This window comes from Vibrio sp. SG41-7 (genome assembly GCF_014164465.1).
In the GTDB taxonomy this organism is placed as follows: Bacteria; Pseudomonadota; Gammaproteobacteria; order Enterobacterales; family Vibrionaceae; genus Vibrio; species Vibrio splendidus.
Window position 1 is genome coordinate 24,668 of record NZ_JACJFF010000044.1, and the last position, 17,350, is coordinate 42,017.

17 protein-coding genes are annotated in these 17,350 nt (G+C 43.9%); 2 read left to right on the forward strand and 15 right to left on the reverse strand.

Annotated elements, in window-relative coordinates:
• Window positions 1–99 precede the first annotated feature (99 nt).
• The 14 genes from H5300_RS13335 to nrfB form a co-directional block, all read right to left on the reverse strand.
• Window positions 100–648 carry a YcbK family protein gene (locus tag H5300_RS13335; RefSeq protein WP_004733385.1) on the reverse strand — a complete coding sequence of 183 codons (549 nt, stop codon included), beginning with the start codon at window positions 646–648 and terminating at the stop codon, window positions 100–102.
• 199 nt (window positions 649–847) lie between these two features.
• Window positions 848–2,386 (reverse strand): murein L,D-transpeptidase, encoded by a 1,539-nt coding sequence (locus H5300_RS13340; RefSeq protein ID WP_182796152.1) that lies wholly within the window; start codon window positions 2,384–2,386, stop codon window positions 848–850.
• 80 nt (window positions 2,387–2,466) lie between these two features.
• Window positions 2,467–3,555 (reverse strand): DUF1513 domain-containing protein, encoded by a 1,089-nt coding sequence (locus H5300_RS13345; RefSeq protein ID WP_182796153.1) that lies wholly within the window; start codon window positions 3,553–3,555, stop codon window positions 2,467–2,469.
• Window positions 3,545–4,606, reverse strand: a complete 1,062-nt coding sequence (locus H5300_RS13350; protein WP_182796154.1) for an imelysin family protein — start codon at window positions 4,604–4,606, stop codon at window positions 3,545–3,547. Before H5300_RS13350 ends, H5300_RS13345 begins: the two co-directional genes overlap by 11 nt.
• A 158-nt stretch (window positions 4,607–4,764) precedes the next feature.
• On the reverse strand, window positions 4,765–6,153 hold the full coding sequence (locus H5300_RS13355) for a di-heme oxidoredictase family protein (protein WP_182796155.1): 1,389 nt from the start codon (window positions 6,151–6,153) through the stop codon (window positions 4,765–4,767).
• A 110-nt stretch (window positions 6,154–6,263) separates the two neighbouring features.
• Window positions 6,264–7,523: an imelysin family protein gene (locus tag H5300_RS13360; RefSeq protein ID WP_102454259.1), complete on the reverse strand. Its 1,260-nt coding sequence runs from the start codon at window positions 7,521–7,523 to the stop codon at window positions 6,264–6,266.
• Between the two features lie 176 nt (window positions 7,524–7,699).
• Complete coding sequence (ribA, locus tag H5300_RS13365; protein ID WP_004733379.1) at window positions 7,700–8,296, reverse strand: GTP cyclohydrolase II; 597 nt, start codon at window positions 8,294–8,296, stop codon at window positions 7,700–7,702.
• Window positions 8,297–8,545: 249 nt separating this feature from the next.
• Window positions 8,546–8,722 (reverse strand): hypothetical protein, encoded by a 177-nt coding sequence (locus H5300_RS13370; protein WP_004733378.1) that lies wholly within the window; start codon window positions 8,720–8,722, stop codon window positions 8,546–8,548.
• Window positions 8,723–8,811: 89 nt separating this feature from the next.
• On the reverse strand, window positions 8,812–9,252 hold the full coding sequence (gene nrfF / locus H5300_RS13375) for a heme lyase NrfEFG subunit NrfF (RefSeq protein ID WP_004733377.1): 441 nt from the start codon (window positions 9,250–9,252) through the stop codon (window positions 8,812–8,814).
• Window positions 9,249–9,803 (reverse strand): DsbE family thiol:disulfide interchange protein, encoded by a 555-nt coding sequence (locus H5300_RS13380; protein WP_182796156.1) that lies wholly within the window; start codon window positions 9,801–9,803, stop codon window positions 9,249–9,251. The genes nrfF and H5300_RS13380 overlap by 4 nt, the downstream gene beginning before the upstream one ends.
• Window positions 9,784–11,700 (reverse strand): heme lyase CcmF/NrfE family subunit, encoded by a 1,917-nt coding sequence (locus H5300_RS13385; protein WP_182796157.1) that lies wholly within the window; start codon window positions 11,698–11,700, stop codon window positions 9,784–9,786. Before H5300_RS13385 ends, H5300_RS13380 begins: the two co-directional genes overlap by 20 nt.
• Window positions 11,701–11,828: 128 nt before the next feature.
• Window positions 11,829–12,803: a cytochrome c nitrite reductase subunit NrfD gene (gene nrfD, locus H5300_RS13390; protein WP_065681530.1), complete on the reverse strand. Its 975-nt coding sequence runs from the start codon at window positions 12,801–12,803 to the stop codon at window positions 11,829–11,831.
• A 2-nt stretch (window positions 12,804–12,805) separates the two neighbouring features.
• Window positions 12,806–13,492 carry a cytochrome c nitrite reductase Fe-S protein gene (gene nrfC / locus H5300_RS13395; RefSeq protein ID WP_004733373.1) on the reverse strand — a complete coding sequence of 229 codons (687 nt, stop codon included), beginning with the start codon at window positions 13,490–13,492 and terminating at the stop codon, window positions 12,806–12,808.
• A gap of 3 nt (window positions 13,493–13,495) precedes the next feature.
• Entirely contained in the window at window positions 13,496–14,080 is a 585-nt protein-coding gene (gene nrfB / locus H5300_RS13400; protein ID WP_004733372.1) for a cytochrome c nitrite reductase pentaheme subunit, read from the reverse strand.
• 481 nt (window positions 14,081–14,561) lie between these two features.
• On the opposite strand from nrfB, the gene nrfA reads away from it, so the two are divergent.
• On the forward strand, window positions 14,562–15,992 hold the full coding sequence (nrfA, locus tag H5300_RS13405; RefSeq protein ID WP_017091593.1) for an ammonia-forming nitrite reductase cytochrome c552 subunit: 1,431 nt from the start codon (window positions 14,562–14,564) through the stop codon (window positions 15,990–15,992).
• A gap of 128 nt (window positions 15,993–16,120) precedes the next feature.
• Window positions 16,121–16,465, forward strand: coding sequence for a rhodanese-like domain-containing protein (locus H5300_RS13410; RefSeq protein WP_182796158.1), 345 nt, complete (start codon window positions 16,121–16,123; stop codon window positions 16,463–16,465).
• An 88-nt stretch (window positions 16,466–16,553) separates the two neighbouring features.
• On the opposite strand, the gene H5300_RS13415 is transcribed toward H5300_RS13410, so the two are convergent.
• Window positions 16,554–17,183: a tetratricopeptide repeat protein gene (locus H5300_RS13415; RefSeq protein WP_182796159.1), complete on the reverse strand. Its 630-nt coding sequence runs from the start codon at window positions 17,181–17,183 to the stop codon at window positions 16,554–16,556.
• Window positions 17,184–17,350: the final 167 nt, after the last annotated feature.

Here is a 17,350-nt window from a genome sequence, read left to right on the forward strand (position 1 = left end):
TACAAACCTTAAAGGGCAAACTGAAATTTGGGCAAACTATGACATTGGATGTCTACTTTGACAAGTCCCTACCGTTTCGCTCGCAATCTAAGCCTAGCGCTACCAGCTGCGAACTGGGCCAGTATCGATATGGATAAAGTTGCTACGCGCATAATAACCAACACCACCCGCGTTCAGACTTTTAGCTACGTCTCTTAATTCTTTTAGGTTGACGCCATCAATACGGAAATCAATCGCTTTACCCAACATGTGGTAGCTCTTCTTAGCTACGCCACTCGACTTAGAGCGCAATGCTTCATTGGTCGCAGGAGAACGGTAACCAGAGATGATTTGAACTTCTTTTTGAATACCTAAGACATTTTGAATCTGAGTGATCTGATCAAACAGGTTCTTATCCATTGGGTGAATTTCATTACGGCGGAAATCGCGACATAATTTGCTGAGGCGTGCCATCTCGTCACCAACATAGTTAGTGCCATCGAAATAACAGGTCTCTAATCGTTCACCAGTGTGAAGATTGTTCATGCTAATCGTTCTTGGTTGATCAGGGTATGAAGCAAAAGCGATAGAAGGAGTAATTGAGGCGACAACAGCGGTACCACCAGCGTAAGTCAGAAACTGACGGCGTGAAAATAAACTTTGAGACATACAGCAAAAAAACCAATTAGATCGAACGAAAAATGCACGATACATAATGGTAATTGCTGCGTCAACGTACAAAAACCGCCCAAAAAGTTAGTATTTGTAACCTTTGCACGGTTAGTTATTGATCCACATTATAATTTTATCAATAGAAGCTTAGTTGTCATTTTTTGGTCAAGATCACCCTTATTGGCTTCGCTGATAATTAACCACCCTCTTTATCATATTGATAGATGTCACCACGATACTGTATGCCCCCTTCTTCAAACAATACGGTTTGATAAATGATATGTACGGGGATTCGCTTCTTGAGTCGCACCTTAGTATTAGGAGCAAGGTCATCACTTTGGTTAGGCACTTTCCTTACCTTAGTAGCAAACAACAACTCAGCCAATTCCTCTGCATGTTCAACACGTATGCAGCCGGAGCTATAAGCACGGAAGTCGTCATTAAACAGACCTTTACTTGGCGTATCGTGCAGGTAGATGGCTCGCTTGTTAGGTGTGTTGAACTTGTACAAACCTAGTGCATTACGTGAGCCCGCCTGTTGACGCATTCGATATGGGAAAGAATTGAAATTGATGGTCTGCCAATCGATCTCAGTGGTGTCGACCGTCTCCATAGTGCGCCAACCGTCAATCACTTGGAAGTTGTGTGTATCTAGATAGCTTTCGTCCGCTTTCACCTTAGGCAAGATGTCTTTGACCATGATTTTCCATGGCACATTCCAAGTCGGGTTTAGGATGACCGAATCGAGATTTATCTCTAAAAGTGGTGTTTTTCGCGACTTTCTGCCCACCACGACTTTGGACTCAAAGACCTCTTCACCATCTTCCCAATACTTCATATCAAAACTAGGGACATTGACGACGATGAGAGAGTCTCTGTCTCTAGGCCACAAACGAACACGCTCGGCATTCAGAGCCAATGAAGTCAATCGATCATCAAAGCTCATGTTGATCCATTTGATCGTATCTGGCCCGACGATCCCATCGTCTGTAAGGCCGTGCATGCGCTGAAAAGATTTAATCGCCGTTTGCAGATCTCGATCGAACTCGGGAAAATCAACCGCGATCATCGAGGTATCAACACCAACCAAGGCAATGCGCTCAACAAGAACCGTTTTGTCTGAAAGCTCGTCACCCAAGCGCTTCAAACCTTTCTGTCTATATCGTTCAATATTGAGTTCAGAGGCGGTTTCTAACACCGAATAGGTTGCTTTGAATTGGTCAAAATCCCCAACAGGCGGCGCGTAAGACAACACCATCTCCAATAAGTAATCATTGGCAACGCTGCTTTTTAATCTCATCAGAATATGCGGAGAAGGCGCTGGTAATTTGGAATGCAGCTTGCCCGAGAAGTACCACTCTTTACCGGCAAGCGGCGCATTTTCAACGTAGCTCAGGTAGTAGATAAAGGTATCGGTGAGTAATATGTCCAACTCTTGCCATTGAGCATTAGATTGATAGTGACGAATTTGCTTGAGTTGTCGCTCGAAGAGTGGTGCCATTTGAGCTTGTTCGAGAAGCGACAATTGAAATTCAAACGCCTTAACAAGTTCAGGTGAATCCCAAAGAATAGGCAGAGAAGAGTCTTGATAAATACTCTGGGTAAGCTCTGGATAAATCAGCATAAAAGAGAGCTCTGAATCAGCCGGAATAAATCGGCTCTCGTCAGAACTCGTATAGCTCCATGCGTGCACAGAAACTAGAACTAATAATCCACAGAAGTATTTTGCGAACATGCTTAACTCCATCACCAACCATCTCATAAGTATGGCAAAGAAATAGGAGTAAGCATGTTATTTTTAAGAGGCTTTATAAATCAGATTGAACTCCAATGGTTATCCCACTGGACCGATGATTGTTGAGTTGATTTCTCATAAGGCTTGCTTTGGCTTACCACACTTCCCGCCCCAGAGCTTAGTCGAAACTCACCATCAAGCAGCACAGCGCCAGAAGCATCAGATAATGCAGAGAGTTCTACTAACTCTTTGGTTTCTTTAGACCAAATACCGTAGCAGTTGCCTCTTGGCGAAGTCGCAATAATCCAATCGTCTGACGCCGCAATACTTGCGATATAGTGATTGAACCTTGCCCATTGCTCTGGCTCTGCGTTAAGTGATTCAAACTGTCCTCCTTTAGTATGCATCGCCAATAGCGAAGGATACTCATCTGGTTCGCCACGATATTGCTGGCCACAAAGCACGGTTTCAGCACCATCATGGGCTAAGTGTCGAATGCTCAGCTTCTTATCCAACAATTCAACCTGATCAAGTAACACACCTTCAGGAGAAACATAACTCAAGCTCGGCTGCATCGAATCGAGGTTTTTCGGTGTTCTACCATCAGTATGAACGCCACCAACGCCGATCGCGAGATTACCATCCGGCATGATGATCACTTCATGAGGCCCAATACCAAACCCGCTGAACTCTTCGACCTTACGATAGCCTTGTTCGACATCGTAAACGCCAATCACACCTTGGCTGCTGTCCGTTTTCCCTTCAGTGGCATACAGTAACTTACCATCTAATGAGTAAACGCCATGACCATAGAAGTGACGGTTGTTACCTTTTACGACCATTTTGATCTGCTGACCGTTTTTATAGTCAAACACCATAAAATAGTCACCAGGACGACGAGCAAAAACCACCGCATGTGATGAGGTTGGGCAAATCGCGACGCCATGACCACGATCTGGGATCGGCAGCTGACTCAATGGCATTCCATATTCGTCAGCCACAACCGCTGAATATTGGCCTCGCCCGTTCAGCGCACAACCGATTAATTGAGGCTCACTAGAGGAGCTCACAGCACCAGAGCGACTAGCGCAGCCAAACGGAAGCAATGGAACAGCTGCACAACCCAGTGCAGCTTTGAGTAGCGTTCTTCGAGTAGTATCAGTCACCATCGGTAGCATTAAATCCTATTACCACGCCAAGCTCTATCGCCACTTCTTCATGAATGAGGTACTTCAAACGTTCTAGTTTGTTGTATTGAGTCAGCACATCTCTATAGCCCTCTTTGCTCTGCAATAACTCAAACAAGCTTGAGTCTGTAGGCCAAGTATCTAGCGTCAATGTGAACTGGTCAGCAACGCGATCAGCTAGGTCGTTTAAGCCCTTCTCTCTCAACAAGCCGTCTAGACCATTGCCATCGGCAAGGTACAAATTCTGAAGTGCTGCTACATTCGCTTTTAGTTGAGTCATCGAGGTTTGTGCACGCCATGATTCTGAGAAGTAAGGACGCGGATGACCAATTTTCGCCATCGGGCGACTCAGCTTTTTCATGCTGTAATCAAGTTGGTTGGTCAATAAAGCGATGTATTCAGACTCCCAGCGAGTCTCGTCTAGCGCTAGCCAAGGGTTAACCTGCCATGCCTGTGCAATCGAAGATGACTTAATCGCTAAGTTTTCAGTAATCGCTTGTGATGATTGGCAACCTAGCGCTTTGTCTTGAAGCAGTGGCGATTGCTCGTCATAAAGCGACCATTCCAACGCACCTAGCCCTTGAACGGTCACACTCTGCTGCGCGATTTCGTCTTGAGTCCAAGCTTTTTTCTGCTGAGTTAGCTGACGCATCTTAAGACCCGTCGTGTTCTTTTTGTCTGGCCAGAATTGAACATTCCAGCTCTCTTCAAGCGCTGCTGTTGGGCCTCTTTCTTGGCCTTGTAGTGCCATCCAGCGGTTCATGGTGAGCTGCCACTGACTTTTCAAAGCACCTAACTCAACATCATTAGTTTGGCAGTAACCCTGCATCAAGACTTCTAGCTCGTTGGCTTGCTTGGCGAATAGGACTGCAGAATCAAACTCTTGTTGATAGACACTGCGACTGATGTGGTCGGTCGTGTCTGCTTGATAAGACACACCGTTAACCTCAGATGAAGCGGCTTGCTCACCCGATGATTGGCAGCCTGCCATGATTAATACCGACAAAGGCATTAACAAAAATTTATGTGTCATGCTGTTACCTTACTTCCTAATTTTTCTTTTAATTATATGAGTTCATTAAATACGAAACGACCGCTGGACTCGTATTCCTACAAGTTCAGCGGTGCTAAGTGGTTTGATAGCGGCTTTCTTAAGTCATTAGCCGTTAACTAAACTGAATTCAACTCAGCCTATAACGAGTTTAAGAACGCCAATAGCGCTTCACGCTCGCTGCTACTAAGAGCTAAAACGTTTTGTTTCGCCATTTCTGCTTCACCGCCATGCCAAAGCACAGCTTCCATAATATTTCTCGCACGACCATCATGAAGTAAGAACGTGTGGCCATTCACTTCTTTGGTGTAGCCTAATCCCCATAAAGGTGTTGTGCGCCATTCTTGGCCATTCGCAAGATACTCAGGACGGTTATCCGCTAAGCCTTCACCCATATCGTGCAGCAACATATCGGTATATGGGCTAATTAACTGCTTAGACAGTGCCGGTAAACCTTCACGCTCTGCCGTGCGGAATTCAGCTTGGTGACAACTTTGACAACCCGCGTCTTTAAACAGCTTTTTACCCTGAACAACGACTGGATTGTCGACATTACGACGAATAGGCACCGCTAGATGCTGAGAATAAAACTCAACAAAATCTAGAATGTTGTCGCTGACTTCTGGTTTGCCACCATTTGGAAAATCATCACAGGTTGATTGCGCTGATGTGCAGTTTTCATTCGGGAATAAGCGACTCGTTAAGCCCAAATCACCGTTAAACGCCGCCGCATTTTGCTGCATTAGGTTTGGCTGTCCAGCTTTCCAACCAAAACGACCTAGAGCCATTTCGTTGGTTTGAACATCGAGAACATAGTTAGCTTTACCTGAAATACCTTGCTTGTCGGCCAATTGCTGATCAGCAAATCCAAGAATCGTTTCTTTTGAAATGCTCACCATCAGCCCAAGGCCAATCATTGGCGGCGCAACGCGCTCAGAAAACTCTGTTTTAGGGTGCATCTCGCCAAAAGCAAGATCAATAATCTTTAGGGTTGGTTTACGCAGAGTCACGACTGTGCCGTCTTTTAATTCAACGGGAACATCTGTGTAGCTGATGTTCACTTTACCCTCTGGTTTCACACCTTGAAGCGCGAAATCTTGTAACTGGCCGCCGTAAGTCGGTTCTGGAATACCACCATCACGAATGAAGGCTTGTCTCTGCTCTGGCGTTTCGGCTGGAATACTTAAGCGAACTAACATTGAAACCGCGTTCTCATCGCCTTTTTCAGGCGCATGACCACGACCATCTTTAATATGGCAGTTTTGACAACCGTTGGTGTTGAATAGTGGGCCTAACCCATCACGCGCATCGGTTGATGAGGGTGCAGGTACCCAAGGGTTTCTGAAGAAACTGTTACCAACACTGAAATCCAAGCGTTTGCTCATTGGTAGATTGGCTGCAGGAAGAGAAAAAGCATTCGCTCCCTCTTTCTTCACAGTCGTTTTACCACCAGAGTAAGTTTCATGGGCATGTAATGGCGATAAGAAAAACAGTGCGGTTAATAGTGAGGCTGATAGATACGACTTCATACATTGCCTTGCGGTGTTTTTGATTTTAGTTTTTATGTGGGAGTAACTTTTTTGAATAACAAACAATTAAGGGCTCAATGAGAGCCCTTAATTGTTTTCGTCTCGGGTTCTTAGAACTCGTGATCAGCCGTGTCTGGGTTAAGGCTATCAATACCAATAACACCAGCGGCACGCTCAATCGCAGCGGTTTGAGACACTAGCGCAACAATCGTTTTGTTTACTAGTGCGTTACCCGCAGAGTTGTCAGCAGCAATTAGCTGATCGAAGTGCTGGTTGTTTTTCTCAGCAGACGTTACTAGTTGACCAACTTGTGCACGTGCTAGGTCAAACTGCTTTTGGATCTCTTTCGCAGCTTGCTCATCTTTTTGCTCTACTAGGTCAAACAGGCTTGGACCTGAAAGCAGAGTACCGTCTTCACGCTTATATAGACCCGTGTAAACGTTGTAGATGCCTTGCTCGTTGTAGTAGTGAGAGTTGTGCGTGTTATCAGAGAAACAATCGTGCTCGTCTTCAGTAGAGTTTGCTTCTAGTGCAACCTTCATACGCTCACCCGCTAGTTCACCTAGAGACAGTGAACCCATGCCAAATAGCATTTTACGTAAGCCGTTGTCGCTAGATTCAGAAAGAAGCTCTTGACGGTAGTTACCTTTCTCGCCTTCAGCCCACTGTTTTTCCATCCATTCTAGATCTTGGATAAGCAATTCAGCTGATGCTTTTAGGTATGCGCCACGACGGTCACAGTTACCATTAGTACACTCAGCGCCAACAACGAAGTCAGTGTAAGCACGCTCACCTGCACCGCTGTTTGTGCCGTTTAAATCTTGACCCCAAAGTAGGAATTCAATCGCGTGGTAGCCAGACGCTACGTTTGCTTCAGAGCCACCGATCTCGTTGAGATCTGCAATTAGTTCTGGAGTAATGTTGGTTGCGTCTACCGTTGTCTGACCAATTTGGAAAGTTTTATTAGCAACGATGTTTGCGCTAGCGCCTTCGTTACCAAGCTCATATTGGTAATCAGTCGAAACGTAATCGATTAGGCCTTCATCAAGTGGCCATGCGTTCAATTGGCCTTCCCAATCGTCAACAACAACGTTACCAAAGCGGAATACTTCTGACTGCTGGTAAGGTACGCGAGACTCAAGCCAAGCTTGTTTTACTTGTTCGAAATTGCCAGCAGAAGGAGAAGCTAAGAAGGTATCAATAGAAGAGTTCAACGCTTTTGCTGTAATTACGGAATCTGCAAACACGGCATGAGCAATATCTGCGTAATGTTCTACAACTTGATCTTGAGTTACTGCTGCGAAAGAAGAAGCAGAGGCAAAAAGGAGTGACGAAGTTACGGCTTTTGTCACTAAAGATTTAATAGTCATGAAGCATCCTTGTTGAGCTTTAAATTATTATTCGTAGTAATAGTGCAAACCATTATCATTTGCACTACGGATTGGAATAATACAAACTTACAATTTTATTGCAAGATAAATACAAAAAAACCTCACATATGTGAGGTCTTTAAACATTTTTATGTTAAGCGCAACAAAGAGACTAATCAGATATCCAGATTATGCTTACCGTGTGAGACTTTTGCCTTCAGGTAGCTTTCATTACCCGACTTAACATGAGCAGAGGTGTTCACCACTTCTTCAATCTCAATACCAAAAGATTTCAGCTCATTGATTTTCTTTGGGTTGTTAGTAACTAGGCGAATTTTTGTGGTTCCTAAAGCACGAAGCATTTCTGCCGCTTCAGTAAAATCACGCAAATCATCACCGAAACCTAGATGGTTATTGGCTTCGTAAGTGTTCATACCTTCACTTTGCAGGCGGTATGCATCGATTTTATTGTATAAACCAATACCACGACCTTCTTGGCGTAAGTAAAGAATCACTCCACCCGTCTCACCCATAATTCTAATGGTTTCGTCTAGCTGCTCGCCACAGTCACAGCGAGAGGAATGGAAAACATCACCAGTCAGGCACTCAGAGTGCATACGAACAAGAGGTATGTCTTGTGTCTTGTCTGCTGATTTAAATATCACAGCAACATGCTCTTTATCTGTTTTCAATCCATGAAAAGACAGAAGTTCAGCATCAATACTGCTTGTTACCCCTACTTTGAAATCTATTCTGGCACGCACTTCCGCCATAGCTATACTCACTTGAAAATTCGATGTATTTAACAACACTACATTATATGTCTAGGCAATATTTTGTAGCTAACTATCTAATGATAGACACTATGAGGCTGTTAACAATTTTTTTCAAGGTCGACCATGCACTAATTGTTATATTATAACAATAATTTTTCAGGTAACAAAAAACCCCACATTGGAATGACCAACATGGGGTTATAAATTAATCAGTTGCGGCTAAGACTACGATTTTTTACAGAACGATCAACTTACTTGAGTTTGCTTCCAGATGACAAGCTGAACCCAAGCGTTCTCTAATTCGTTTAACTCTTCTTGAGTAAGCGTAGAAATGCTCGACTTTGCACTGTATTTTTCTGCCCATTTGTCAGATCGGACACGAGTATGGAACTCTTTCTTTAAATTTGAGATTACGTTATCCACAGATACATCCTTATATAACAGTGCTTAGCCTTTATAATCCTTTAATGTTACAAAATACAGGTCAATTGGTAAACAGTAATACATAATTTTTATGAGCTCTTTCTAACACTTTTTACTGATAGATATATAAATAAGAGAAATAATACGCTCGGAAGTAGCCAAAGTAATAAGTTTGAAACACTCATTGCTGGTTTATAGAGCACAAATTCACCGAACCTTTCCGTCATATATTGAGTAATCTCATTATTACTCTTCCCTGCTTTCACCATATTGAATACAACGAGGCGTAAGTCTTTTGCAATTGGAGAGTTCGACTCAATCAAGTTTTGATTCTGGCATTGCGGGCAACGTAGGGTTTTTGCCAATGTAATAGCGCGCTGCTGTTGTTCTGGGTTTTCAAACTCAAACAGTTCAACTTGAATACTCGTATCCTTATTACTGGCTGTAAACAGATCTTCTGCCAAAGTCGGAAAACTAATAACCATAAGCGTAGACAGCACAACGAGTGCTTGTATTAAAGGCTTCATCATCCATTCGCACCATCAAAATACATCGCAAGTTCTTCTTGCCACACTGATTTGTTGATCACGCCCAGTAACTTCTTAATGATTTGGCCGTCAGCGTCGACCAGATACGTTTCAGGAGTACCGATTACGCCGAGTTCTAACGCTAGCTTACCTTGAGGATCACTGATCACCGTTGAGTACGGATTGCCATCGCTCGATAACACATTGATCGCTGCCCCGGAGTTATCTCGATAATTGAGCCCAACAATTGGAATACCTTTATCATGAAGTTTGAGCAAAAAAGCGTGCTCAGTTTTACATATACCGCACCACGAAGCCCATACATTAACCAGTTGATAAGGATGCTGAGTGACATCAGCCAACGTAATTTCCTGTTTACTACTGATGCCTTCACTATTCGCTAACGCAGTAGATATGAATTCTGGGAATGCCCTTTTTTGCTCCGACACAATCGTCGATTGCTGCTTATTATTGAGCGCAAAGGCAAAACCCAACACCACCATTAATGCCAAGATAATTAACGTGATGAGCTTGTTACGAACGCTGGTATGCATACTGTGACGCCTTAACGGTTTTCTTTTTACGATGACTCAATGAGAGTAAAGCGCCAAGAATGGAGAACAACCCACCAAACCAGATCCAGCGTGCATACGCCTTGTACTGCACTCGAAATGCATAAGCGGTGGAATCTACTTTCTCGCCCATGGTGATATAAACATCGCCATGCCAGAACCACTTCATTGCAGGCTCACTCATGTTCATGACTCGAACTTGGTAGTGTCTTCTTTCTGGCGCTATGGTAAATCTTTTATCGTCGGCATCTAAGTTTAGTATCGCCTTCTCTGCGGTAAAATTTGAGGCGACATAAAGCTCGGTATCACGATGAGAAAGCGTCCAATCCATGAACTCTACTTGTGCGCCCGGGCTTAGTTTATAGCTGCGCTCAAATGAGTGATAGCTATTCATTGCAGCGCCTACAGCGAGTACTGCAACCCCGACATGAGCAAAAGTCATCACCCAGACTTTGCTTTGGAACTTAGCGCCGCGCGTTACCGCCAAGCCATACACATGAGTGAGTAAAACCCAAAATGCGAGTGACCATGTCATTAATACCATCACTTGGGTCTGCTCGACTTGCAAAGCGTAACAGGCGAACCCTAGACCAATAGATACTAGAGCGATCAGCGTAATAACACCTTTAGTCGCTTGAGGTTTAATACTCAGTAAAGGGGCTAAGCCGACGACGGCTAACGCAAGCAAAGCCAAAGGAGCAATCAACAGATTAAAGTAAGGCGCACCTACCGATATGTTCCCCAACCCAAGCAGTTCAAAGACCATTGGATAAAACGTACCAAACACCACAACAGCGGTCGCCAGGACAAAAATGAGTACCGCAACTAAGCTCAAAAAACTTTTGCTGGCGAAGCTGGTAATCGGATTAGATTCAAAAGATTCTCCTCTGATGATAAGCAGAGAAAATGAGCTCACCAGTACCAACACTAATATAAGTAGCAGTGCGATACCTTTGGTTGGGTCAACGGCAAAAGCATGCACCGACGTTAATACGCCAGAACGAACAATAAAGGTGCCTAAGATACTCAAACAAAACGTAATGAAAGCAAGGCTGAGAGACCATTTCAAGAGCTGTTGTTTGCCCTTAGCAACGCCTAGACTGTGCAGTAAAGCTGTTGAAGTAAGCCACGGCAACAAGCTGGCATTTTCAACAGGATCCCAGAACCACCAGCCGCCCCAGCCTAATTCGTAATACGCCCACCAAGAACCAAGAATGATCCCTGCAGTTAAAAAGATCCAAGCGACTAGACACCAACTGCGACAATGGGCAACCCAATCAAACTCAATAGGATCAACCAGCAAAGCGGCTACAGCAAATGCCAGCACCACAGAAAAACCGACATAGCCAAGGTAAAGTAATGGAGGATGAAAGATCAGCCCGACATCTTGCAACATTGGGTTAAGGTCACGCCCTTCTAGCGGCAAGATCGAGTTCATTTCAAATGGATTTGATGCGAATAACGTGAACCAAGCAAATATCGCGAGCAGTAGATTCATTACCCACAACACACGGCTTTGGTATTCATTCGAATAGTGTTTTTGTAAGGCAATCACGCCAGACCAAACGCTAATCGTCAGTACCCAAAATAACAAGGAACCTTCATGGCCTGCCCATACGGCTGCTAGCTTAAAAAATGAGGGTAATTGAGTATTTGAATGTTCAGCGACATAGAGAATAGAGAAGTCATCACTGACAAAAGCATAGCCAAGCAATGCAACAGAAGTGAGAGAAAACAGCGCACTTGAAAGAGAGAAACTGCGGATTAAACCTATATTTTGCGTCCGTTTGTTTAGCATTTGATAAAACGAATGCACACCAATAATGCTACTGAGTACAGCAACCAACACTAAACTAAACAGCCCCAAAGAACCGACCATATCACCTCAATAAGGCTCCGCTTGAGCAGAGCCGATCTGAACACGCATCTCATATTTGTTTAAAGCATGTTCATTAATAAGCAGATATTTAGTATCCAACATCTGCTCACTAATAAACTTGAGCAAAATTAAGCTATCGTTAACTGCCCTGCATAAAGAACAAAAGTTCGTAGCATCAATACGCCCATTAGGCTTAGCGAAGTCACGGAGAAAATATACACCGAGCTATGGCGGATTGAGGTTGGTGTAACGGCATTCAGCAGCAACGGTAAAACCATACCGACACCGATGACACCATACCAGAACCAACTCGCCCAGAAACCACTACCAATTGCATTCCATACTGCTTGTTCACTTTGACCACCAGCGAAGATCAGCCCAGTAAAGAAAGTAATTAGAACAAACAACTCAAACATCACGACTGGACGTTCGAATCCGTGAATCCATGAAATAGTCAGGCTATGAGGTGATTCTTTAAAGACCAGCACACCAAATAAAATACACGCCGCCGCTCCCGAAGATAAGCTCGAGAATAAGAACAAAATCGGCAGCACTGGGTTATTCAATAGTGGGAAAGTATTTAAAGCTGAAAGCAAGAATCCGGTATAAGCGGCAAGCATCAGAGCAAGAACAGCTAAGAATATTTCCAGAGCATTCTCAAACACTTCTAATTTGCCAATCCAATTACCGACAAAATCAAGTCGGCCTTTTAGCCATGCTTGATCATTCAAGAACACGACTATTTGATCTCTAAATATAATGCCGATCCAAAGGAATAAGATCACCATATATACTTGGAATAAGATCACACCCATCGACATCACAGACGTTGGATTATAGAAGATCATGATCTTCCAAAAGGATAACGGTTTTGTCAGGTGGAAAACCAAGATAAGCAGACCTGAAATGATCCCAAATGGCGCAAGAAAAGCCGTGGCCTTTAACACACCATTATGAGCAGGATCGCCTTCAATGACCTTACGTTTTAGGTAAATGGAGATCATTACGGCACCCGCCGACATCCCCGCGAGAAATAGATAGATTGCTATAATCCAGTCCCATACCACGGTACCAGACTGAAAAGCTGCGTCCCATGCACTCATAATCAAATCTCCCCTTTTTGGTGTGGCACTTTATAGAGTTTTGGCTGAGTACCTAGATAAGCTTTATCTCTGTAAACCACCTCAGATTGAAGCACCTGGTTTATCTCACTCTCAGGGTCATTTAGATCGCCAAAGACCAGCGCATTGGTCGGGCAAGATTCGACACAAGCAGGCAACTTCCCTTGTGCAAGATTGGTATCACGGCAGAAGTTACATTTATCTGCGGACTTGTTCTCAGGATGGAAAAAGCGCACTTGATATGGGCAAGCCAATAGACAATAACCACAACCGACACACTTCTCTTGATGAACGTCGACAATGCCGGTTTTTTCATCTTTGTAGGCCGCGCCTGTTGGGCAAACCATCACACAAGGTGCGTTATCACAATGCTGGCAAGAGTTACGAGTAAAACGGTAATCAACATTGGGATATTCGCCTTGGGGCTCACTCTTAATAATTTCTAAGCGCGATACACCTTCAGGTACTTTATTTACTTCACGACATGCTTCGGTACAGGCGGTACAACCAATACAAGCGGTTTCGTCATGAATCATTCCATAACGTTTAGTGCCATCTTCTTGAACATTGGCTAGCGTCTTGCGACTTGTTACCGCCGCAGTTCCCGCTACACCTGTGGTAAAAATAACGGCACCAGCGCCTGCTAAAAAGTTTCTTCTTGAGCAGCTCATAGATTACTCCTCTTCTTTCTTCTGGTTGAAGTCTGAATGGCAATCCACACACAGCTTGATGGTTTGCTTCTTATCTAAGCCCAACACCTTTGCTTCAGTCGCATGAACATCATGGCAGTTTGAACACGTTAAGTTTTGCGCGTGAACATCGTGAGTCCAACTCGCTTCACGCAGATCATCAGGCTTGTGACAATCGATACATTGGCTATTGGCATCTAAAATTAAGCTAGGGTCTAGGAAAACCTTTTCAGTTCCCGGTTGTGATTGAGCCTCGCGATACTTCACCACTTCAGGCGCACCTTCACGGTGATCGGGGCTAATAGAACTATGACAGTCGGTACAATTTACTTCGCGGCCAAGCAAAGCGTGTGCACTTTCACCATGTGAACCCAATACCGTTTCTTTTGAATCTTTATGGCATTGAACACACTTGTAGTCTTTGTCGCGGATTAATTCGACTTCATGTCTTGTTGATTCTCCTACTGGCGTAACAGCAGGCTCAGCAACAGCATGAATGGAATAACCATAGAGGCAGAATGCTAGAAGGGATTTAAGCATTATGACTATGGCCAATTTAATATTGCCCATTTTATCCTTTCCTTATACCGGCATTATTTAACTCTCAACTAAATAATATTCCGGTTAAACAAAAGTACCCTTAAACGATATTATTACCGCTTAAATGATATCAATTCTTATTTTGGATAAGCCACAACGCTTTCTATAGTTAGAATATACCTCTAATTGGGTAATACGAAATTTGGATGGGTTAATCTGTGAACGCAATCACCCTATTTATATCGTGGTCAATTTAGGTAATTGATTGTTATATATGATAATAATTCTCAATTAAATTTTAATAATACTGCCAACCAATACCCCTTTAGGGGTATATAAACTTCAACGTGATTGAAGTCACTACCATTAATTGATCTAAGACAAGCTATATCCAACACGTAACAAAATGTGTTTGTTTATGAATTAATATAAACAGGAATTCTCCAGTTCTTAATTTGAATAGCAAACTCACAACGCTTGGTATAAGAATCAGTATATTGGAGATATCACTGTGAAAAAGCATTGGATACGTAATTCGGTCACAGCACTATTAATGGTTAGCGCATCACTAGCAAGCGCGACCAGTTTTGCTGCGTCTGAACAAAAAGAAATTGGCGATCCTCGTAACGACCAGTTCGAGCAAAACCACCCAGATCAATATCATTCATGGAGACAGACTTCAGAAAGCGAAGTTATTGAAGATGCACTAAAAGAAGATCCCAACATGGTTATCATGTGGGCTGGCTACGGCTTCGCAAAAGATTACAACAAGGCACGTGGTCACTTTTATGCGATTGACGATGTACGACAAACGCTTCGTACTGGCGGCCCAACGGACGAAAGCTCAGGCCCAATGCCAATGGCATGTTGGAGCTGTAAGAGCCCAGATGTAGCACGTGTTATTGAAGAACGTGGCGAAGATGGTTACTTCGAAGGTAAGTGGGCGCGTCTTGGCAACGAGATCATTAACCCTATCGGCTGTTCAGACTGTCACGATACCAAAAGCGAAGGCTTTAAAAATGGTGAACCAGCACTTAAGGTGACTCGTCCTTACGTTGAACGTGCATTTGAAACGATTGGTAAAAAGTTTGATGAACAAAGCCGCTTAGACCAACAAGCTTCTGTTTGTGCTCAGTGCCACGTGGAATACTACTTCACAGGGCCAACCAAAGGTGTGAAATTCCCTTGGGACCAAGGTACAACCGTTGGCGACATGGAACGCTACTATGATGCAATCAACTTTAAAGATTGGACGCATAAAGTATCGAAAGCACCAATGCTGAAAGCACAACACCCAGGTTTTGAAACATGGCGCGAAGGCATCCATGGTAAGAACAAAGTCGTTTGTGCTGACTGTCATATGCCGAAAGTGACCAAAGAAGATGGCACTGTTTATACCGACCATAAAGTGGGTAACCCATTCGACCGCTTCGAAGATACGTGTGCAAACTGTCACACTCAATCGAAAGAAACCATGCGTAACATCGTTTCAAGCCGTAAAGCGCAAGTTCTGAACATGAAGCTGACTGCTGAGAAACAAATCGTAGCCGCTCACTTTGAAGCAGGCGCGGCATGGGAAGCGGGTGCGACAGAGCAAGAGATGGAGCCTATCCTACTGGATATCCGTCACGCTCAATGGCGTTGGGACTACGCTATTGCGTCTCACGGCATTCATATGCATGCACCTGAAATCGCTCTAGAAGTGCTAGGTACTGCCGTTGACCGCGCTGCGGATGCTCGTACTAAAATTGTTCGTCTACTGGCGAAGAAAGGCATCACCGATCCAATCGAAATTCCAGATATCTCGACAAAAGAAGCGGCTCAAAAAGCGCTTGGAATGGACATGGATAAGATGAACGCTGAGAAACAACACTTCTTAGACACGGTTGTTCCTAAATGGGAAGAGCAAGCTGAAAAGCGTGAAGCCAACTACGAATACTAGTTTCTTCAATTAGACCATTAAGTAAAAACCAGTCACACTATTGTTGTGTGGCTGGTTTTTTTAGGTTTTAGGGGAAGACACATCAATATCGATACCCCTAATCCACTCGCCAATTCAAGGAATAAACAATGAAAATCTTACTTTCGCTTTCGGCATTATGTATTGCACTACTCAGTTCAGGCGTTCACGCATCTGAGCGTGCTGAGACAGGGTGGGAATTAATAGAGAAAGGTGCATTAGTGGTTGATGTCAGAACACCTGCAGAGTTCGAACAAGGGCATCTAAATAACGCCATCAACTACCCTCTTTCTGAAGTGGCTACTCACTTTGCTAAGATAGATAAAGACCAACCCATCGTGTTGTATTGCCGCAGTGGCAATCGTTCAGGGCAAGCTTATCAATTCTTGCGCGCTCAAGGGTTTACTCAAATCCACAATGCTGGTGGCTTAATCGAAATGCAGGAAAGCCAATAACTTGAGAGATTAATGGCTTTAGAGGCTAATCGCTTCAAAAGTAAGTCGTTTCAAAGGCTAATCAGGAAGAACAGCCTATTGACCAAGCCTAGCGGATCATCTGTTTGGCTTGGTTGATCGAATGGATAATAGAAACACGATCAATGCCCTTTTGATTGGAATCTAAGATTTGAGTCCACGCATCAATCGCTTGTTGATAGCGCATACTAATGAAGTGATCGGTCGCAATCAGCATCAATGCCGTACGATCATTGGGATCAAGCTGCATGGAGTGATCCAGTAACGCATTCACGTCATCGCTCATCGCTTGAGAACGAAGATAGTAAAGTGCGGTTGCTTTGGCAGCATAGAGGCCCGAAGGCGCTTGAGGATCTAAGCGAATCGCATAATCGTAACAAGTGAATGCCGCATCAAACTCCCCTTTCTGCATGTACACACCACCAAGCTTAAACCATAAGTCGGATTGATTCGGGTCTTGTTTGAGGCTTTGCTGAAGATCATCTTCGAAGTCTGTCGCCGTGTAGTTATTGCTATCATCCAAAGGAAGTTGAGGTAACTCTTGTTTCAGTTGAGACCAGACCAGCACGCTCAAAGCCACTGCAGTAAGAGAAATCACCACATTGCCTTTTAGATGGCTGCCATTGTTGCTCGCGGCAATAACGATCACAATCAAAAACAGGCTCATTAGTATCAAAGCAACCAACAACCAGATATCCATTCCACATCCCTTTTATTTAGATCCATCCCTACTCTATCGTTTTCGCACCGCCTCGTTATTGATCAAAGTTTAGCGTTCGAGATTTAGTGCTTAAACTTTCGCATAAAAGCGACGGGTTAAGGTTGGTGCTCAGACCTAAGCCATAAGCCATAAGCCATAAGCCATAA